This is a genomic window from Gilvibacter sediminis (genome assembly GCF_028561565.1).
Classification (GTDB): Bacteria; Bacteroidota; Bacteroidia; order Flavobacteriales; family Flavobacteriaceae; genus Gilvibacter; species Gilvibacter sediminis.
On sequence record NZ_JAQQTE010000004.1, the window covers coordinates 266,601 to 287,212 of the forward strand.

13 protein-coding genes are annotated in these 20,612 nt (G+C 44.1%); 7 read left to right on the forward strand and 6 right to left on the reverse strand.

Features of this window, described 5'->3' with window-relative positions; genetic code table 11:
* Positions 1-18: 18 nt before the first annotated feature.
* From POW22_RS08555 to POW22_RS08575, 5 genes are all read right to left on the reverse strand, one after another.
* Positions 19-2,427, reverse strand: coding sequence for a DNA translocase FtsK (locus tag POW22_RS08555; RefSeq protein ID WP_272832232.1), 2,409 nt, complete (start codon positions 2,425-2,427; stop codon positions 19-21).
* Positions 2,428-2,649: 222 nt separating this feature from the next.
* Entirely contained in the window at positions 2,650-3,012 is a 363-nt protein-coding gene (locus POW22_RS08560; RefSeq protein ID WP_272832233.1) for a diacylglycerol kinase, read from the reverse strand.
* A 3-nt stretch (positions 3,013-3,015) separates the two neighbouring features.
* Complete coding sequence (gene tpx, locus POW22_RS08565) at positions 3,016-3,513, reverse strand: thiol peroxidase (RefSeq protein ID WP_272832234.1); 498 nt, start codon at positions 3,511-3,513, stop codon at positions 3,016-3,018.
* A gap of 70 nt (positions 3,514-3,583) precedes the next feature.
* On the reverse strand, positions 3,584-5,056 hold the full coding sequence (nhaC, locus tag POW22_RS08570) for a Na+/H+ antiporter NhaC (RefSeq protein WP_272832235.1): 1,473 nt from the start codon (positions 5,054-5,056) through the stop codon (positions 3,584-3,586).
* Between the two features lie 116 nt (positions 5,057-5,172).
* Positions 5,173-6,390, reverse strand: a complete 1,218-nt coding sequence (locus POW22_RS08575) for an aminotransferase class I/II-fold pyridoxal phosphate-dependent enzyme (RefSeq protein WP_272832588.1) — start codon at positions 6,388-6,390, stop codon at positions 5,173-5,175.
* A 155-nt stretch (positions 6,391-6,545) separates the two neighbouring features.
* Here POW22_RS08575 and POW22_RS08580 point away from each other — a divergent pair, with 155 nt between their 5' ends.
* From POW22_RS08580 to lpdA, 3 genes are all read left to right on the forward strand, one after another.
* Positions 6,546-7,013 carry an Lrp/AsnC family transcriptional regulator gene (locus POW22_RS08580; protein WP_272832236.1) on the forward strand — a complete coding sequence of 156 codons (468 nt, stop codon included), beginning with the start codon at positions 6,546-6,548 and terminating at the stop codon, positions 7,011-7,013.
* Positions 7,006-7,650, forward strand: coding sequence for a CPBP family intramembrane glutamic endopeptidase (locus POW22_RS08585; RefSeq protein WP_272832237.1), 645 nt, complete (start codon positions 7,006-7,008; stop codon positions 7,648-7,650). The genes POW22_RS08580 and POW22_RS08585 overlap by 8 nt, the downstream gene beginning before the upstream one ends.
* Before the next feature lie 90 nt (positions 7,651-7,740).
* A complete protein-coding gene (gene lpdA, locus POW22_RS08590) occupies positions 7,741-9,147 on the forward strand; it encodes a dihydrolipoyl dehydrogenase (RefSeq protein ID WP_272832238.1) in 1,407 nt (468 codons plus the stop codon).
* Positions 9,148-9,149: 2 nt separating this feature from the next.
* Here lpdA and POW22_RS08595 read toward each other — a convergent pair whose 3' ends face one another.
* Positions 9,150-12,710, reverse strand: a complete 3,561-nt coding sequence (locus tag POW22_RS08595) for a TraB/GumN family protein (protein ID WP_272832239.1) — start codon at positions 12,708-12,710, stop codon at positions 9,150-9,152.
* A 34-nt stretch (positions 12,711-12,744) separates the two neighbouring features.
* On the opposite strand from POW22_RS08595, the gene POW22_RS08600 reads away from it, so the two are divergent.
* From POW22_RS08600 to POW22_RS08615, 4 genes are all read left to right on the forward strand, one after another.
* A complete protein-coding gene (locus POW22_RS08600; protein WP_272832240.1) occupies positions 12,745-14,052 on the forward strand; it encodes an anthranilate synthase component I family protein in 1,308 nt (435 codons plus the stop codon).
* 45 nt (positions 14,053-14,097) lie between these two features.
* Positions 14,098-15,405, forward strand: coding sequence for a tRNA lysidine(34) synthetase TilS (gene tilS, locus POW22_RS08605; protein WP_272832242.1), 1,308 nt, complete (start codon positions 14,098-14,100; stop codon positions 15,403-15,405).
* Positions 15,393-17,378: a protein-disulfide reductase DsbD family protein gene (locus POW22_RS08610; protein WP_272832243.1), complete on the forward strand. Its 1,986-nt coding sequence runs from the start codon at positions 15,393-15,395 to the stop codon at positions 17,376-17,378. The genes tilS and POW22_RS08610 overlap by 13 nt, the downstream gene beginning before the upstream one ends.
* 265 nt (positions 17,379-17,643) lie before the next feature.
* Positions 17,644-20,448, forward strand: coding sequence for a two-component regulator propeller domain-containing protein (locus tag POW22_RS08615; protein ID WP_272832244.1), 2,805 nt, complete (start codon positions 17,644-17,646; stop codon positions 20,446-20,448).
* Positions 20,449-20,612 lie beyond the last annotated feature (164 nt).

The following is a 20,612-nucleotide window of genomic DNA, read 5'->3' on the forward strand; positions in this document are numbered from 1 at the left end:
TGCAACTTCATTTTTGATTTATACTTCATTATCCAACAACTGATTCAAGGCTTCAATGGTTGGCACCAAAACCTGTCTGGCTTTACTGCCTTCAAAAGGGCCAACAATTCCGGCAGCCTCCAATTGGTCAATGATACGCCCAGCTCGGTTGTATCCCAGTTTGAGTTTGCGCTGCAGCAAAGAGGCAGAGCCTTGCTGGGCAATTACCAGCACTTCTGCTGCTTCACGGAACAGTGAATCGCGGTCGTCTTTAGATATATCAAGATTTGTACCACTTTCTTCTCCTACGTATTCTGGTAATAGATGTGCATCTGGATACGCCTTTTGTCCGCCGATATAATCCGTGATCTTAGATACTTCTGGAGTGTCCACAAAGGCACATTGCAGTCGGATCACCTCATTCCCTTGGGTGTAAAGCATGTCTCCACGCCCAATGAGCTGATCGGCTCCTGTTGCATCCAAAATGGTGCGCGAGTCGATCTTGGACGTTACTCTAAAGGCGATACGTGCCGGGAAGTTCGCTTTAATGATCCCCGTAATTACGTTTACAGAAGGTCTTTGTGTGGCAATGATCAAATGGATTCCAATAGCACGGGCTAACTGAGCCAAACGAGCGATAGGGGTTTCCACCTCTTTCCCTGCGGTCATGATCAGATCCGCAAATTCATCCACAACCAAAATGATATACGGCAAAAAGCGGTGTCCGTTGTTCGGATTGAGCTTACGCGCCTTGAACTTGGTGTTGTATTCTTTAATGTTACGAACCATAGCATCTTTAAGCAGGTCGTAACGCGCATCCATTTCAATACAGAGCGAGTTCAACGTATAGATCACTTTAGTGGTGTCTGTGATAATGGCTTCTTCTGTATCGGGCAGCTTAGCCAGATAATGGCGTTCAATTTTGTTGAATAAGGTCAATTCCACCTTTTTTGGATCTACCAATACAAATTTCACCTCTGCCGGATGCTTCTTGTAGAGTAGGGAGGTCAAAATGGCGTTCAATCCAACCGACTTACCTTGACCCGTAGCCCCCGCCATAAGCAAGTGCGGCATTTTTGCCAGATCCACCACAAAGGTCTCATTGGCAATAGTTTTTCCTAAGGCTAGCGGCAAAGCCATCTCTGCCTGTTGGAATTTATTGGCGGCGATCACCGAGCGCATGGATACAATGCGTGGATTTTTGTTCGGTACTTCAATACCGATGGTACCTTTCCCCGGGATAGGAGCAATAATACGAATACCGAGGGCAGCTAGGGACAGCGCAATATCATCTTCCAGATTCTTGATCTTGGAAATTCTGATCCCGGCTTCCGGAATGATCTCATAGAGGGTTACTGTAGGACCTACCGTCGCTTTGATCTGCGCAATGGCAATCTTGTAGTTGCGTAGGGTCTCTACAATACGGTTCTTATTCTCTTCAAGTTCCTCCTGATTGATGGTGATGCCTGCGCCACCGGTATAGTCTTTAAGCAGTTCAAGAGGAGGGAATTTATAATTGCCCAATTCTAGGGTCGGGTCAAATTCACCAAAATCTTCTACCAGTTTTTGAGCAGTCTTGTCTGCCGGGAGTTCTTCTTCCTCAACAGCTGCTTCTACTTCCATAGTGACCTCTTCTTCTTGCTTTTCTGTCTTTGGTGTTTTGAGTTGGATGTTTTCCAGTTCAGGGTCTGGAGTTAGCTCTAACGGCGTAGCTTGTGTTTCTTCTACCAGAGGCACAACTGTTGTTGGCTCTGGTGTAGGTGTTACCGTATCTACTGAATCAGCAACTGTTTGTGTTTCTATGGTATCTTCTGCGGAGGAGGTTTCGTCCTTAAAGTCTTCGGCTATGGATTCTTGGGTCTTTTTGAGTTTAGCGGCAACCTTATCCGGAGTAACTCGTAAGCGCAATACCAAATAGGCGATAAGCAAGAAGGCCATCAATATAGCAGTCCCGGTAAAACCGAGATAATCCTGCAAGAAATCGTTCATCTCATAACCCACGGTTCCTGCTAAGATTCCGCCTTGGCTACTAAAGAATCCGAAGAAAACAGCCAGCCACAACATGACTAATAAGCCCCAGAACCAAAAACGGCCAAGTGCAGTCCGCTTTAAATCAAAGAAGAAATAGACTCCACTTAGGGTGATGAGCGTAGAGAAAATAAAGGCGGCAATACCGACCCCTTTATAAATAAAAAAGTTGCCTAAACCAGCTCCGAATTTACTCAAAAGGTTCGCGGCTTCCTTGTCTCGGTTGCCTAATTCTCCTAAGATGGATTGGTCCTGTTGCCAGTTGAAAAAGAAGCTCGCAAAGGCCAAGGTCAACGCCAGACCAAAGAGCATTAAAAAACTCCCCAGAACCACCTGCTGTTGCCGGTTAAGGGTCAGTTTTGGTAATTGGAATCGTTTGGCTTTTTTAGCGCTGCGTTTAGTAGTTTTCTTTTTGGCCATAAAAGGTAAAACAAAGGTACAAATTGTTAACGTTTAAAAAACACCCAAATTATAAGGTAAAATGTCGTTATGAGCATTGCAAGCACAATAAAACAAAGGATTTTCTGAATTTCAGTATAGCAGCGCTATGGTTAAATTCAAAAATTCAGTGAAACAATTGGTTTTGAAGTGATTTCAATGCGGAATAGATTTTTTACCTGGCAATTTGGGTAACAATAGTACTTAGCCAAAGTAGGGAATATAGATGATACAACCAATGACAATTGCGATAACTGCAGCAAAAAATACAGCGCCTGCAGCTACGTCTTTGATATAGCCAATTTTAGGATGTCTCTCTGGGTGGATGAAGTTCGCGATTTCTTCAATCGCTGTGTTGGCACCTTCTGTGGCCATGACCAAACCAATGGCAAAAAATTGAAGGACCCATTCGGTAGCGGTGATCTCGAAATAGAAACCAGCCACTGTCACCACCAAGGCAATCACCGCTTGAACCTGGATGCTGGCCTCATTCTTGAGCAGCAGCCAGGCTCCGCGGCCGGCGTATTTGAACGCCATTAATCGTTTGCCGATGAAGGTGTTCTTCATGCTTTAAAGCGCAGCAAGTGCAGCAGCGTAGTCTGGTTCTTCGCCAACTTCTGCGACCTGCTGATTGTAGATCACGTTTCCATTGGCGTCTGCTACTACAACAGCTCTAGAGTGAAGCGCATCAAAGGCTCCGCCTTTAATAGTTACGCCATAGTCTTGTCCAAATGCTCCGGTTTTAAAATCAGAGAGCATTTCTACGTTCTCAATGCCTTCTGCAGCACAGAACTGTTGCTGCGCAAAAGGAAGATCTTTAGAAACACACAGTACAGTAGTGTTCTCCAATTTAGAAGCCTCCTCATTAAAGCGTCTTGCAGAAGCAGCGCATACTCCTGTGTTTACAGAAGGGAAGATGTTCAAGATCACATTCTTACCCTCGTAATCTGCGAGTGTTTTTGTTGACATATCGTTGGCTACCAAGCTAAAGTCAGGAGCTTGAGATCCAACAGCAGGAAGTGATCCTACAGTTTCGGCGGGGTTTCCGCCCAAGGTAATAGAAGCCATAGTTGTTGTTTTTTACAAAAATACGATGCCCTTAAAGAGTTATCATTAAGGAACTCTTAAAAAATGCGGATTATTTTGAAGCAGCCAACTGCCGGATCTTGATGCGGAAAGCAGCGAAGATCAAAGTCATAAATGGGCTCAGCCAGTTAAAGATCGCAAAGGCAAAATAGTCCACGACAGGAACGCCTAAAACGCCACTTTGATAGGCTCCACAAGTGTTCCAAGGAACCAATACAGAAGTTACCGTACCACTGTCTTCTAAGGTTCTGGATAAGTTCTCCGGAGCCAAGCCGCGGTCCTCATAGGCTTGTTTGAACATTTTCCCAGGGATAACCAAAGCCAAGTACTGATCTGAAGCGACCACGTTTAGTCCTAAACAGCTAATGACCGTAGAGGCGAACAAACCAAAAACAGAATCTGCGAGACTCAATAGGGCTTTGGTGATTCTGGCAAGGGCTCCAATGGCGTCCATAACGCCTCCAAAGACCATAGCGCAAAGGATTAGGGCAATGGTCCAATTCATGCCCCACATGCCGCCAGCAGCGAAAAGGTCGTTCAGGTCTGGGTTATCTGTTTCAACAGCAAAATCCACAAAAATTGCATTGAAGATGGCCTTGATATTAGAATCGGCAATACGCGCTAAAACATCAGGCTGAAAGATCAAAGCAAAAATAATAGCCGCGAAAATTCCGCCAGAAAGAGCAACCAATGGCTTGGCTTTCAACAAGATCATTCCAATAACCACAAGAGGCACTCCAAATAGCCAGGGGTTGATGTTGAAAGTAGCATCTATGGTCGCTAAGATAGAAGAGACATCCGCATCTCCGCTCACGTCAGCATTCAAACTTAAAATACTGAAAACGATAAGGGTGATCACTATAGAAGGCACCGTAGTGATCGCCATATATTTGATATGCGTAAAGAGGTCTGTCCCAGCCATTGCAGGGGCTAAGTTGGTAGTATCACTAAGCGGCGACATCTTATCGCCAAAATAAGCACCAGAAATAACCGCTCCGGCGATCATACCACCAGAAATACCCAAGGCAACACCGATACCCACAAGAGCAATACCTACGGTGGCAGAGGTGGTCCAACTGCTTCCCGTGGCAATAGAAATTATCGCTGATATAACAACAGAAGCTGGTAAAAAGATCTCTGGGCTCAGCACTTTTAAGCCGTAATAGACCATGGCTGGAATAACGCCACTGGCCAACCAGGTTCCCGCTAATGCCCCTACAAGCAGTAAGATCAAAACGGGCACGAACACACTTTTGAGATTCTCCCAAACTTCCTGACCCATTTGCGAGATGGTGACCTTGTTTAAAAGCCCTAGAATTAAGGCAACGCCACCGCCCATAAGCAGTATAAATTGATTGGAGAAATCACCGAGCCAGGCTCCGTCTTTGACAAAGATGTTATAGGCTAAAAGGCCCATAAGGATGACCACAGGAACTAGAGCTTCCAGAATGCTGAGCTCTTTGTTGTCTATGATTTTCTGATCCTCAATGGGGATCTTTTCAATATTGTCCGGATCGTTTTGCATGCTGTTAGTTTATGGAACTGTAATGTTACGATTTTAGCCCTCGAATTGCAAACGCCGGCTAAGGGCTGAAATAAAAAACGGGCGCGAGGCCCGTTTGTATTTTTAAGTGGTTGTACTTAAACCAGTTCTGCGGTTTTGAGCACTCCAACAGCTTCCATACAGGCTTTCATCTGTTTGAACGTACGCGCAATATCATTATCCAAGCCTACTGAAAAACGAATCAAACCATCACTCAGACCCATTTCTGCTTGTTCTTCTGCTGGAATCTCAGAGGAAGTGGAGCTACCCGGAGCACTGAAAAGGGTTTTGTAGAACCCAAGACTTACTGCCAAATAACCCAAATTGCGCTCTTGCATGAGCTCCATGAGTTCGTTTGCTTTTTCTAAGCTGCCTACATCTATGGTCAACATTCCACCATAGCCGTATTCTGCATTCATCATTTTTGAGAATACTTTATGACTTGGGTGAGAAGGTAAACCGGGGTACACTGTTTTCAATCCGAGGCTTTGAAAGGCTTGTGCCAAGTAAAACGCATTGTGACTGTGTTGTTTCATGCGGATGTGTAGCGTACGTAGGTTCTTCAAAATAGAGGCTGCGCGCATACTGTCCATAGTGCTACCCAATAGCATAGCCGCACCATCATTGACATTGCGCAACTGATCTATAAATTCTTGAGTTCCGCAGATAACGCCGCCAACAGTATCTGAAGACCCGTTGATGAATTTGGTTAAACTGTGGATGACCACATCGGCTCCTAAACGACCTGCAGGAATGGACAGGGGAGAAAAGGTATTGTCAACTACCAACTTTAGCCCATATCGCTTAGCCAATTCAGCTAAGGCAGCGATATCAGCCACCTCCAATAAAGGATTACTTACGGCCTCACAATAAAGCACTTTGGTGTTTTCGTTGATTGCGGCCTCAACTACGTCCAGTTTAGTGATGTCAACAAAACTGGTGCTGATGCCCAATCGCGGCGTGAAATTCTTTAAAAAGGCGTAGGTTCCGCCATAAATGGTTCTGCTAGAGACTATATGATCACCTTGGCCGCAAAGTTGTAACAAAACTGGGCAGATTGCCCCCATACCACTGGCAGTTACATTAGCGGTCTCTGTACCTTCCAAAGCCGCGAGAGCTTCTCCTAAATACAGATTGCTCGGTGAACTGTGACGCGAATAGAGGTAGCAACCGTCAGCATTACCTTCAAAAGTGTCAAACATGGTCTTTGCGGAAAGGAAAGTATAGGTAGATGAATCCGAGATAGAAGGGTTCACGCCACCAAATTCTCCAAAGTACTGAAGGTCTTGAATATTGTTTGCAGGTTTAAATGCCATTTTAAGTAGGGTTTTATTCATCAAATTTAATTGGGTTTTGTAGATTTAACCAAACAGTTACATTTGATTAGTAATTTATTTGGTTAAAAAGACATATCTTAGTTAAAAATTTATCCCCCATTCTAAAAAATGCTACGAACACCGAAAAATTTTCTATGCAACTTGACCAAACAGATAAGCAGATTCTGAATATTCTGCAAGAAGACGCAAAAATCACCAATAAAGAACTGTCGTCCCGTCTAAATTTATCGCCAACTGCAATTTATGAGCGCATCAAAAAATTGGAGCGCAATGAAATCATCAAGACTTATGTGGCGCTATTGGACGAGAGTAAAATTCAACGTGATTTTGTTGTTTTTTGCCAGATCAGGCTGCTGCAGCACACCAAAGATTATTTAACCACCTTTGAGCAAGACATCATTGACTTGCCAGAAGTGTTGGAATGTCATCACATCAGCGGAGATTACGATTACCTTTTAAAAGTAGCCGTTGAGGATATGGAGGCCTATCGCGCCTTTATGGTGACCAAACTGACCACATTACAGTATATTGGAAACACGCACAGTTCCTTTGTGATCAGCGCGGTGAAACACACTACCAAACACGTTATGGAAGATGCGTAACAAATACCTGCTGGCGGCAGAGTTTTTGATCTTCTTTGCAATTTTGCCGGTAAGCTTTGCTTGGGATTATTCCATTTGGATCAAAGCAGGACTGGCAGTGGTGGGATTGACCTACATCATTGTTCAGTTGGTCAAAGATCCTGACAAACCCTTGAAATGGTATAAGAATTACCCTTGGAAGGCCTTTTGGAAACGCATAGGATTGCAGTTTTTAATCATTGGGGCAGTTACAACCTTATTTGTGTTGTGGAAGGCGCCAAATAGTTTGTTCTGTGTGCCTAAAAGTGACCCCGAACTCTTTGTAAAGATCTTAGGAGTCTACACCTTTCTCTCGGTTTGGCCGCAGGAATTGATCTACCGGACGTATTTCTTCAGTAGGTTTGAATCGCTGTTTGCTTCCAAGAAGGTATTGATCTTTGTAAATGCCGTGGTCTTTTCCTTGGCGCACATCTTCTTTAGAAACACTTTGGTAACGGTACTGACTTTTATTGGAGGCTTGCTTTTTGCCTATACGTATTTTAAAACACGATCGACCTTACTGGTCAGTATTGAACACGCGGTTTACGGCAACTGGCTGTTTACCGTTGGGATGGGAGATATGCTTGCCTTTCCGGGGATGGATGCCTGTGCAGCTTAAGACTTAAGGAGCTGATCAATATTGCGACTAAGGACTTAGGTAGAACGCCAAAAGCTTTGTAAATTTGCAGTCGATTTAAAATCATTTTTTATGAGTTCATTTGATGTAGTAGTTATTGGATCTGGCCCTGGAGGCTATGTTGCAGCCATTCGTTGTGCACAATTGGGGATGAAAACTGCCCTGATCGAAAAGTACAATACCCTAGGAGGAACCTGCTTGAACGTAGGTTGTATTCCGAGTAAGGCCCTTTTAGATTCTTCTCACCACTACGAGGATGCCGTTAAGCATTTTGAGGAGCACGGAATTGAAGTTCCGGGTGAAGTGAAAGTGAACTTAGAGAAGATGATTGCGCGCAAGCAATCTGTAGTAGATCAAACCACTTCTGGTATTGACTACTTGATGAAAAAGAACGAGATCACCGTATTTCATGGGATGGGTTCTTTTGTAGATGCCAATCATGTAAAAGTTGACTTGACCGAAGGCGGAGAAGAAACGCTAGAAGCCAAGAACATCATTGTGGCAACGGGAAGTAAGCCATCGACCTTACCCTTCATCACTATAGATAAAGAACGCATCATCACTTCTACAGAAGCGCTCAAAATGCCAGAGATCCCTAAGCATTTAGTGATCATTGGTGGAGGAGTTATTGGATTAGAGCTCGGACAGGTTTACCGCCGTTTGGGTGCTGATGTGTCTGTGGTGGAGTATATGGATCGAATCATTCCGACCATGGACCGTGCGCAGAGTAAGGAGCTCACTAAAGTGATGAAAAAGCAAGGGGTGAAATTCCACGTTTCTCACCAAGTTACTTCTGTAGAACGCGATGGCGACGAAGTGACCATCAAAGCGAACAACAAAAAAGGAGAAGAAGTAAGCTTTACCGGAGACTATTGTTTGGTTTCTGTAGGGCGTCGTCCGTACACGGATGGATTGGCTGCCGATAAGGCGGGAATCCAAATGGACGAACGCGGCCGCATCGAGGTAAACGAGCACTTGCAAACCAATGTTTCAAACATCTACGCTATTGGTGATGTGGTAAAAGGAGCTATGTTGGCGCACAAGGCAGAAGAAGAAGGTGTCTTTGTTGCAGAGACCATTGCCGGTCAGCAACCGCACATCAATTACAATCTGATTCCAGGAGTAGTGTACACTTGGCCAGAAGTTGCCTCTGTAGGCAAAACAGAAGATCAACTCAAAGAAGCTGGAGTAGACTACAAGGTGGGACAGTTTGGAATGCGTGCCTTAGGTAGATCTCGTGCCAGTGGTGATATCGATGGATTTGTAAAGATCCTTGCCGATGCTGCTACGGATGAGGTGCTGGGTGTACACATGGTAGGAGCTCGTGTTGCTGATCTGATCAGCGAGGCCGTTACTGCTATGGAATTCCGCGCTAGTGCGGAAGATATTGCACGTATGAGTCACGCACACCCAACCTATGCAGAAGCTGTTAAGGAAGCTGCTCTGGATGCTACAGACAAACGTCCACTACACATTTAATTTTACTGCTCGCTCAATGAGCGTTTGTACTGACGAATCAAGGAGCGCGCCTGCAGTTTCCAAGCCGTTTTGACCTCGTCAAAATCGGTGTATGCCGCATTGGTGCTAAAATCTTTGAGATTAGGTGCTGAGATGACTCCCAATGCCATTATGGGTTCGCTATCGTCTGAGGTTGAAATAACCTTGTAGATTCCATAAAGGACGCCGTCGTCTTCAATCTCTCCGAGTTTTTTGACTTCGTTGTTGTATTCCGATACGTAATCGCCTACATAATTGTAAACACAAAGCTCTGTGAAGGTATTGGGTTCTAAATACTCCGCGGGAATTAGATCGCTCATCTCTGCATCAACCAAGGCTTCCATGATCTCGTAACGCGAGTAGAAAGGATCCATATACTGCTTGAGTATGTTAGGTTCCACAGTGAAGCCCATGGCCATGTATTTGAGCATGGATTCGGTCTTAGTCCAAGGTTCCTTAGCGTAAGGCGTAAAGATCTGTTTGAGAATTTCACCACTGTCTTCCGCGTTCACTGCGGGATCGGATTCAGCTATGCTCATATAATAATAGATCAAGTTCTCATTTAAGTGGTAGCTCTGCTTGCGAAGCACTGTGTCTTGATACTTGGCCATTTGATTTGGAATGTCCTCAATGATCCGCTGCTGCAACTCTGAGAACAATTCTGGCAATTCATCCATTCCCATCATTTGGTCCACATAAAGACCAATGAGTTGATCCTTGAAGTCGTCATTGTTGTAGAGCTGCGCCAACTCGCGGGGGTAGCGTTTTAAGATATCTAGGCTGTCCTCCAATTGATAAAAGGCCAAGAAGTATTCATCGGTTCTTTTAGGTGGATTTTTGACCAAAAGATCCATCAATACGCGATCGGCTTGTAGGTCTTTAAAGTTCAAGAATTCACTCACGATCTCCTCTTTGACGTTTTCTTCTGTGGAATCTAATCGGTAGTAATCCAACAGCTTTTCCATATGCTTTTTATTACCAAATTTGGTAATGGGAATGATCAGATCTGTTTTGTTTAGCTCATAGCCCTCAATTTCAATAGGCTTATAGGGTAGTGCGGTCAGCAGAAGATCCACATCCTCTGTGGTGAAATCGTGATAGAGTAGCGCCATTTGTCCACGCTTGACCTCAAGAGTATCTGAGCTCATCAAAGCCGCCACGATCTCCTTAGTTTTTGGAGCGCGCACGTCCATTTTTGGCCTTTTACGCGTGTATTTGAAGGATTCTAAAAATAGATCCTGCAGGCCTTTATCTACTTCATCTTGCCCTAAACAGGTGTAAAGTTGAACCAAATGGTCATCCACATACATGGTTTGAATGAATTGCTGCACATTGCTGTTTGGGTTCACAATTCGGGCTTTGATCCCCGGAACTCCCTTAATGTTGATCAATTCCTTTTCTGCAATAGAATCCTGGTATTCTAAGATGTCTACCAAAGCGGTGTCCAGATAGGCATCAATGTCTTTAGTGCGATACAGCGGATTCAGTTTGCTGGTTTCCATCATATAAAGCCCTCCAGTATTTGCTGAGGTGGCTGTATAGGATTTGGTGTATAAGAATTCATCAGCATCACTACCTTCTTCCTCAGAGAAGAGGGTTAATGGTGCTGGAGATGCCATGGTGAATAGATCCTCGTAGGTGAAATCGGTGATCTCGTCTTCTAAAAAGGGTTCGAGTTTAAAACTGGTAAAGAAGCGGGAGTTTGGATCTACCTCTGCGCCTTTTTCCTTAGCCTGCGCCATCAAGGCATAGCTGCGGTTTCCTCTAAAGTAAAACTTGAACACGCCGTTGTACATATTGAAGAAGTTCAAATACGCGATAAACCCGCGTACGCCTTGTTCTTCAAACTTATAAGGCTCGCCTACTAACTCAATGCCAGCGCGCAATTCGGCCCCTAGTGTCTCTAAGATCTCTTCCTGATTGACCAAATAATATCCTTCGGGTTGATCGTTGTATCGGATCAAATAGTTGTATTCCAACTGCGGATCGGAAATAAAGTCAATGTTCATATAATAAGGCTCGCCTTCTGGATCTAATGGATTCTCCACTTCACGATCCATATCTTGCATGCTTACATCAGGGACTTCCACGCTAAAAGCGCCTTCTTTATTGGTGTATCTGCGCCATTTGCCCTGGTATGAAGCATCTGGGTCGGGTTCGCTCAGACTGATGGACTCAAAAAAGGCATCTGCACTGCCGCTGTTTACGCCCATCTCTGTCGTTTCTATCAAGAAGGCCATAAATTGCTCCGACTCCACGTTTATGGCGAATCGCAGAAATTCGTCGTCTGAATTTTGAACCACACATTCGTAGAAATCCTGCCCATCAATTTTAAATTCACGCTCGCTAACAATTTTTAATTCTGTATTGTCATCGTCTGAAAAATAATCCGCCAAAAATCCCTTGATGTTCTTTTTGGAGATCACAGGCATGGGCAATTCTTCACTCAGCATATAGGCAAAGGTCAAACCAGAGAGTAGATCTGGCGTGTAATAGACCAGCAGCGGATCTCTTTGGTAGTATTCCGGTTGGACTGGCGTGCGAAGGGTCAATCCGTATTTGGGATGCTTGCTTTCAAACCAAGCCGTGGGATCGGGTTGATAGTCTTCATAATTGTTTGAATTATTAAAGGTTACCGCAACGGGTTCTACTTTAAAGCCCTCATTGCGCAGCAGATTGATCAAACCTTCATCTCCGGGTAAATGCGCAGCACCAACGGCAGCAAAGAGCGTCTGTTTATTCATGATCTCAAGCATGCTGCTCAGCATTACCTTGTTGCGACGCACCATGGTGTCGTCGTACTGATCGTTCTCCAAAATGAAATCGTGAATGGCGTTGATTTCCCCTGAGTTGTAGAGGGTGATCATTTTTTCCACCGTTTCCCGATATTGATCCGGACTCACCTCAATCATCTCCAAAATGCGCTCCTTTAGAACCTCGTCATCAATCTCTTCAGGCCGTTCCAACTGATCCTCTACTTGCTCCAATCCATTAATGATCTTTCCATTTTGAAAGGCGATGGAGTAGAGGTAGCCGTCTAAAAAATTCGGCATGTCCTTAGTGCCATACTCAATGTCATTCAGCGCAGCTTCAATTATATCAGGATTGAAGGTATAGTAATCATCGAGAGCCATCCCTTTGGTGGCCATGAATTTATCATCAAGGCGTTTGTAGTCCTCTTCAGATAGGATTCTCTTGTAAATATTCTCCTTGTAGGCCTCAGAGAGCTCGTCATCAATATAACTGGTCATGCTGTCCGGGTGAAGCTCCAAAGCAAACACTTCAGAACGCTTTATAGCCGGCAGCAGGGAGTCACTAATGTTGAAAACCCGCTTGTCTTGTAAGTGCATGGTTCCGTAGAGGTAAGAAACACGGGAGTTATCCGCGGCACTGATCTTCCACAACAGTTGATGTCCACTATCTTGACCAAAGGCCGTAAGCACCGTTAATAAACAAAGTAGTAGTGTCGGTAAAAGACCAGAAATTCTGGCCGAAGAGCGCAGGTTGTTCAATTGTTTATAAATAAAGGGATTTGTAACACTCAATAATAGTAATTTTAGGGCATAATATTTCTATTTCTTGAGGAAAACTTACCGATTTAAACTAGAATCAGCAGCACACTTCAAAGCGCAATTGTTTCAATGGAGCCGGCAATTTGATCAAGTGGTTTGCTTGGATTCTAACGCCCATGCCGCCACAGATTCTGCTTTTGATTGTGCCTTTGCACTGGGGTCATTGGCGCAGTTAGAAGTTCAGTCGGGATCGGCTTTTAAGGCTTTAAGGAATTTTCGCAAGGTACATCCCGATTGGATGTTTGGATACTTGGGTTATGACCTCAAGAATGAATTGGAAGCGCTAAACTCTGACAACACTGATGTTTTGGGTTTTGCCGATATGCACTTTGTGGTTCCGGAGCGTTTGATCATCTTAAAAGGAGAAATCTGTAGCTTTAGTTATCCAGAAAACCTTGTGGATTCTATCGTTACCGATCTAAAAGCCATACGCGCCACACCTGTTGAACAAGGCTCAGAAGAAGCCGTGGATTCAAAACCGATCCGTGTGCGCTTGCGCACTACCAAGGACACGTATTTTGAGCGCTTTGAGAACATCCAATACCATTTACATCGCGGTGATATTTATGAAACCAACTTCTGTCAAGAGTTTTATGCAGATGAAGCAGAAATAGACCCTTGGGGCATCTACAATCACCTCAATGCAATTGCAGAGGCGCCCTTTAGCACCTTTGTGCGCTTTGGAGAGCATTACATACTGTCTTCTTCACCAGAACGGTATTTGCAACGCAGAGGTAACCGAGTAATCTCTCAGCCTATCAAAGGAACTGCCAAACGCGGAGCCACTCCAGAGGAAGATCATCGGCTTAAAACAGCTTTACAGCAAAATCCTAAGGAGCGCAGCGAGAACATCATGATCACAGATCTGGTTCGCAATGACCTTTCTCAGCTAGCAGTCCCAGGAACTGTCGCGGTAGAAGCGCTATGTGAATTACACAGCTTTAAACAGGTACATCAACTCATAAGTACAGTAGCTGCAGAGGTTCCTGAAAACACGGACAGTGTGGCGCTCATTGAAGCGACCTTTCCCATGGGGAGCATGACTGGAGCGCCTAAAGTGGCAGCCATGCAGATCGCCGAAGCTCAAGAGGACTTTAAACGCGGGGTTTACAGTGGAGCAATTGGTTATTTTGATCCTAAAGGCGATTTTGATTTCAATGTGGTCATCAGAAGCATTTTGTACAATGCTCAAAAGGGGTATTTGAGCTTTCCAGTAGGTGGCGCAATTACTGCAGCTGCCAATGCCAAGGATGAATATGAAGAATGCCTTTTAAAGGCCAAGGCCATGCGACAGGTATTGGAGAACAATTCTTAGACAAGCCTTAACAAAACCATTCGCAGGCTTATCCTATCTTTGCGCATGCTCGATTCCTTTTCAGCACAATTTGGTACGGTATTACCCAATTTAAAGGGCAAGCGTCTCTTGCTTGCCGTTAGCGGGGGAATGGACAGTTGTGTGCTTTTGGACCTGATGCGCAGACAGCCGTGTGAAATTGCTGTGGCACATTGCAATTATCAGTTGCGGGGTGCAGATAGTGATGCCGATCATCAGCTGGTCAAGGAACTAGCGCTCCAATACGAGCTTGAATTTCACGAAGCTATTTTTGATACCCAAGCTGCATTGGCAGACAGTAAAGAATCTCTGCAGATGCTAGCCAGACGTTTGCGCTACGACTTTTTTGAGACTTTGATCACCGAGCATAACTATGATTATCTGCTGACTGCCCATCACGCGGACGATTCCTTAGAGACCTTCATCATCAATTGGAATAGAGGCAGTGGGGTTAAGGGTTTGCAAGGCATTCCAAGGATCAACGGTAATATTCTAAGACCCTTATTGGATTTTGATCGGAAGACTTTATTGGCTTATGCCAATGACCATAATTTACAGTGGCGGGAAGACCGCTCCAATGCCTCAGAAGCTTATTTACGCAATGAAGTGCGTTTAAAGGTCGTTCCCGTTTTAAAGGATGTATTTCCTCAGATCACACAGAAAACCAGGCAGGCGCAGCGGCATTTGAATCAAACGGACCGTTTGGCAATGGCTTATCTGCAGCAATTAGAAGGAAGTGTGTGGGCCGCCACGGCTAGTGGCATTGAGATTTATTTACTCGAATTGATGAAATTGGAGACTCAAGAGGCGGTCTTGTACCATCTGCTGAGTCCTTATGGCTTTACAGATTGGAATGCGGTCTATAGTTTGCCAAACGCGCAATCTGGAGCAATAGTCTACGCCGAAGAGCATCAGTTGCTCAAAGATCGAGATCTTTTAATTCTCGATTTCCGCAGCGAGCGCTCTTCACAGAGTTTTATCCTAGAGTCTGCTGAGCAAAACGATCATTTGCCCATCAAGCTAGAATTCAAAAAGATACATCGCTTGAGCAGTTGTGAGAAGGATACGATTGTTGTTGATGCAGACCTCTTGGAATGGCCACTTAGCTTGCGTAGATGGCAGGCTGCAGACCGATTTATTCCCTTTGGAATGCAAGGTTCTCAGAAACTGAGTGACTACTTCATCAACCAGAAAATATCACGACTGGAAAAAGAAAAAATATGGCTACTTTGCAGCGACTCAAAAATTGTTTGGGTCATTGGTCATCGGGCAGATGATCGCTTTAAAGTCAGCAACAACACCAAAAACCTGCTTCAGATTAAATGGCGCGATTAAAATATTTTTACAGTGTATTCTTAGTTTTTGTAGCCTTTGCTGCTCAAAGCCAAGTAATTGACCCAATTAAATGGACCGCAGCGGTTACTGAGCAAAATGGTGATACCCTTAAGGTGACCCTGGATGCCACGATCATCCCAGAATGGTATACCTATGCCTACTATATGGATGAGGGTGGACCTATACCTACGGAACTTTCTTATGAATTTGCTGAAGGTGATTATACCGTTGTGGACAACGTAGTAGAAAGCGATGTAAAACGCAAGTATGACGAGACCTTTGAGATGGAGATCGGGATTCATGAGCAAAGCGCACGTTTTACACAAAGCCTGGTACAGAACAAAAAAGGCGCGCCTTTGAGTATTGTGGTAGACTATCAATCCTGTAATGCAGAGCGCTGCATCTTTGAGAATGCCATTATCCCTTTGGAGGTTCCGGGAGGAGCTAAGATCGCAGATAATCCTGAGGCTACAGAAAAGGACAAAGCGCTTACCGATGCGCTGGTATTGGACATGAAAAATACCGAGTTTTTGGAGTCTAACGAGCAGCAGAACTCCGGTTGGAAGAACTTTCTACTGGGATTCCTCGGTGGTTTGATTGCCTTGTTAACGCCTTGTGTGTTTCCAATGATCCCTTTAACGGTTTCTTTTTTCACCAAAGGATCAGAAAATAAAAAGCGTGGAATTTTCAATGCCTTGCTTTACGGACTGTTTATTGCCTTGATCTACGTGCTTTTAAGCGTTCCTTTTCACGTCTTGGATTCCATCAATGAGGAAATTCTAAATACCATTTCAACCAATGTGACGCTCAATGTGGTGTTCTTTGTGATCTTCTTGGTCTTTGCTTTTTCCCTTTTTGGTTATTTCGAATTGACCCTTCCAAGTTCTTGGGGAACTAAAATGGATCAAAAAGCAACTTCCTTAGGAGGTGTGCTGGGAATCTTCTTTATGGCCATTACGCTGGCTATAGTATCATTTAGCTGTACAGGACCTATCCTAGGTACGCTTTTGGGTAATTCACTGTCTTCAGATGGAGGTGCTTGGCAGTTAACTTATGGAATTGCTGGTTTTGGTCTAGCCCTTGCGCTGCCTTTTGCCTTATTCGCCATGTTCCCGAATTGGTTGAACTCACTGCCCAAAAGCGGAGGTTGGATGACCACCGTCAAAGTAGTTTTAGGCTTTTTAGAACTCGGCTTTGCTTTTAAATTTTTGAGCAATGCCGATCTAGTTTCTCACTGGGGATTGCTCAAGCGTGAAGTATTCCTCGGAATTTGGATCTTGTTGAGCCTCGCCTTAGCGGCCTATCTGTTCGGATTTATAAAATTCCCGCATGACGGACCTAGAAAACGCAAAGCTGTTCCAGTGATCTTAGGAGTGCTGTTTGTGGCTTTTGCAGGATATATGAGTTTGGGTATACCCAATCCGCCTAAATCCAATTTACCGGTATTGAGCGGTTTTGCTCCGCCCATGTTTTACAGCGTTTATGACAAAGAGATCTCCGACATCCACGGAGAGCACACCTATACCACCTTTGACGACGGAATAGCCGCAGCTAAGCGCCTTAACAAGCCAATCATCATAGATTTTACGGGTTGGGCTTGTGTGAATTGCAGGAAAATGGAAGAGCAGGTGTGGGTAGAGCCGGAGGTGAAATCGCTACTGCATGATGAGTATGTGTTGATCTCCTTGTATGTGGATGACCGTGAAGCCTTGCCAGAAGGGGAGCAGTTTAATTTTGTGCGTCAAGACGGTTCGCTCAAATCCATTCGCAATATTGGAAACAAGTGGGCGACCTTTCAAACGGTCAATTTTAAGAACAATTCTCAGCCGTATTATGTGCTCATGGATGCAGATCTCAATTTGCTTAACACTCCGATCGGATACACTCCAGATGCAACTGAGTACGCAGCCTGGTTAAAGCAAGGCTTGGAAAAGTTCAAAGAAAAACCTTCCCTGAAGTTTAATTTCAATTAATAAAAAAAGCACTCTGAACGCAAGGTACGAGAGTGCTTAGACAAACCTAACTTAGCAAAGACTGAAGCTCAAAGCTTCAGGTACGTGCTTTGCCTATTAATAAAAATTCATCCCCACAAAAAATTATTAATTGTAACGACGAAAGCACGCTTTCTTAGTTGGTCTAAATTACTGTGGGTTAGACGTAAATCCTATACGTATTTCCACGTATTTTTCGAGGCCTGAAAAAGGTGAAAGTCCTCCATTTTTGGTAACTTCACAACTTATGAGATTGATAGGGTTTTGCGTATTATTTTTCTTACTGCTGATCGGGAAGAGCTCAGGTCAGGAGATTCCGCCGATCAAAGCCTTTACCTCGAAGAACTATCAGGCGGGAAATCAGAACTGGGGTATTACTCAGGATGCGCAGAACAATATGTTCTTTGCTAACAATGAAGGCCTGCTTCATTTCGACGGGAACAATTGGACCCTCTACAACTCTCCAAATAAAACCATAATGCGCTCGGTTCGGGCAATTGGTAATCGTATCTATACGGGCTGTTATATGGAGTTCGGTTATTGGGAGCAGGACAATGCCGGACGTTATAACTATACGTCCATAAGTAAGGACATTGCAGGTAGACTGGTAGAAGACGAACAGTTTTGGAGTATTCAAGAGGTTGATGATCTAGTATTATTTCAATCGCTGGACAGAATTTACATATACAACACACGCACAGCCACCATCGAGACTGTCCCAACTCCCGGGATCTTTAAAATGTATCGACAGGGCAATACTTTTTACTTCCAAGACAATGACTTGGATTTTTATCGAATCGATCAACAATTAGCGCAACCTACAGAAGATCTCTCAGACTTCAACAAGGACCGTGTAGTGGCGCTTTTCCCTACAAGCACGGGTACTTTAATGTTGAGTCAGACCTCTGGCTTTTATCGGTTGACGCCAGACGGCTACACGCCTTGGGCAACTGCATTAGACACTATGGCCAATGACTTGAGGGTTTATGATGCCATTCAATTGGCGAACGGTAATTTTGCTGTTGGGACTGTCGCTTACGGTCTTTTGATCCTTGACAGTGAAGGAAATTTACTCACCCAATTCACTCAAAGGAATGGCTTGTCAAACAATACCGTTCTTGCCCTTTATGAAGATGCAGACAACAACCTTTGGGCTGGTTTGGACAATGGTATTGATGTGCTAAATATCAATGCGCCGCTTAAAATATACACCGATATCAATGGAACCATAGGTAGCGTGTACAGTGCGTTAGAGCATGAGGGACGTTTGTATCTCGGCACCAATCAAGGCTTGTTTTACAGAGCCGCTAACAGTACCGAAGATTTCAAACGTATAGACGGAACCAATGGGCAGGTTTGGGAGCTTCGGCAAATAGATGGCGAACTATTTTGTGCTCATAATGATGGAACGCTGCTTGTCACGGAAACAACCGCTACTATGCTTTCCGATCATTCTGGGAGCTGGACCTTTTTAAAGGCCAAAGAGGATCCTAACAAGATATTGGTCGGGAATTATCAAGGCATCAGCGTGCTTTCTCGTGAAAACAACACTTGGCAGTTTGATGGGGTCTTGGACAATTTTGCCTATTCTGCACGCTTTCTTTTTTATGATGCTGATGGAGATCTGTGGGTGAATCACGAGTACAAAGGAGTGTACAAATTGAAGTTGGACCTCGACAAGCGTGAGATCACACAAATCACTAGAGATACGACCCTGCCTCTGGGAAAGAACTCTGGGATGGTACGTTATAAGGATCGTCTGGTATATGGAACGGAATCTGGTGTCTATGTCAAGGATTCTGGATCTGGTTTTGAACGAGACAGTTTGTTATCTGCAGCTTACTTAATGAACAATCAATACGTTACCGGACAATTAGATGTGGATCAACAGGACAACCTTTGGTTGTTCGGAGCCAACCAGATCAAGATCTATGGCCCGAGTTCTTTTGGACGTTCCATAGTGATGAAGAACATTGCCCTTTCTGAGGACATTCGCAATCAGGTCATCGGTTTTGAAGAAGTGGGCAACACCAATGACGGCAACCACATACTAGGAACTACCAGCGGATACCTCACTTTAGATATCTCTGGGTTTGTACCGAGGCTCAACACCGTTTATATTGGCAATGGCTATATGATGAGTGAAAAAGGGGAGCGGCGTGACCTCACTTTAACAGATGCTGAGTTTGAATCGAGTTTCAACAGTTTGCATATAGAACTCCATACGCCCAATTACGACACCTATCTCAGTAAAGAGTTTAGATACCGTTTAATGGATTTTAGAGAGCAATGGAGTTCTTGGAGTCCAGACAATACCGTAGTTTTTGAAAACTTACCTCCAGGAGACTACACCTTGGAGGCGCAATCACGAGTCGGTCTGAACCCGTCCTCAAATACAGCCACAATGAGTTTTACCATTGCTAAGCCTTGGTATGCATCTAATTGGGCAGTGGGCTGCTATGTGGTTTTAGGATTGATCAGTATGCTTGTGGTCAACGAGGTCTATCGCAGGCGTTATAAAAAGCAAAAACAGAAGATTGAGCACGAGAACAATCAGCAATTAGAACTGGAGCGCTTAAAAAATGAAAAGCAAAGCATTGCCTTGAAAAATGCTACGCTAGAACGCGATATGGCCAGCAAGAACCAGGAATTGGCCACAGCGACGATGGGAATGGCACGTAAGAACGAGGCCTTGCAAGGCATTAAGAAAGACTTGGATAAAATTGATGAACAGGATGCAAGAGCGCTTTTAAAACGTGTAAAATCTATAATTGAAGAGAATCTGAATGATTCCAGTGATTGGGAATTGTTTCAAAAGGCCTTTAACAACGTGGACAAGGATTTCATAAAGACCTTAAAGAATAAGTATCCCAAGTTGACTCCTAATGACCTAAAATTATGTACCTATTTGAGGCTGAATTTGAGTTCTAAGGAGATAGCGCCGCTACTGAACATCTCTGTTCGGTCTGTAGAGATCAGCCGATATAGACTTCGCAAAAAAATGGAACTCCCATCTGGCATTAATCTTGTAGATCACATACTTTCCATATGATGTTGAGGTACTTATTTGTTAAAATACCCTCAACATTACCTATACAATATTAACCAAAACCTGTGCTATCTTGATTTAATTGCCTCTACAGGTGGGTAATTAAAGTGCACTAAATCAGTGCTTTAAATTTTACAAATTACAGATTTGATAATTTAAATGTTAAA

Bases quoted from the DNA above. Each gene is read 5' to 3' on its own strand.
- tilS (WP_272832242.1), top strand. From the start codon at position 14,098: ATGCTCGATTCCTTTTCAGCACAATTTGGTACGGTATTACCCAATTTA.
- POW22_RS08585 (WP_272832237.1), top strand. From the start codon at position 7,006: ATGCGTAACAAATACCTGCTGGCGGCAGAGTTTTTGATCTTCTTTGCA.
- lpdA (WP_272832238.1), top strand. From the start codon at position 7,741: ATGAGTTCATTTGATGTAGTAGTTATTGGATCTGGCCCTGGAGGCTAT.
- POW22_RS08615 (WP_272832244.1), top strand. From the start codon at position 17,644: ATGAGATTGATAGGGTTTTGCGTATTATTTTTCTTACTGCTGATCGGG.
- POW22_RS08560 (WP_272832233.1), bottom strand. From the start codon at position 3,012: ATGAAGAACACCTTCATCGGCAAACGATTAATGGCGTTCAAATACGCC.
- POW22_RS08555 (WP_272832232.1), bottom strand. From the start codon at position 2,427: ATGGCCAAAAAGAAAACTACTAAACGCAGCGCTAAAAAAGCCAAACGA.
- POW22_RS08575 (WP_272832588.1), bottom strand. From the start codon at position 6,390: ATGGCATTTAAACCTGCAAACAATATTCAAGACCTTCAGTACTTTGGA.
- nhaC (WP_272832235.1), bottom strand. From the start codon at position 5,056: ATGCAAAACGATCCGGACAATATTGAAAAGATCCCCATTGAGGATCAG.
- tpx (WP_272832234.1), bottom strand. From the start codon at position 3,513: ATGGCTTCTATTACCTTGGGCGGAAACCCCGCCGAAACTGTAGGATCA.
- POW22_RS08580 (WP_272832236.1), top strand. From the start codon at position 6,546: ATGCAACTTGACCAAACAGATAAGCAGATTCTGAATATTCTGCAAGAA.
- POW22_RS08610 (WP_272832243.1), top strand. From the start codon at position 15,393: ATGGCGCGATTAAAATATTTTTACAGTGTATTCTTAGTTTTTGTAGCC.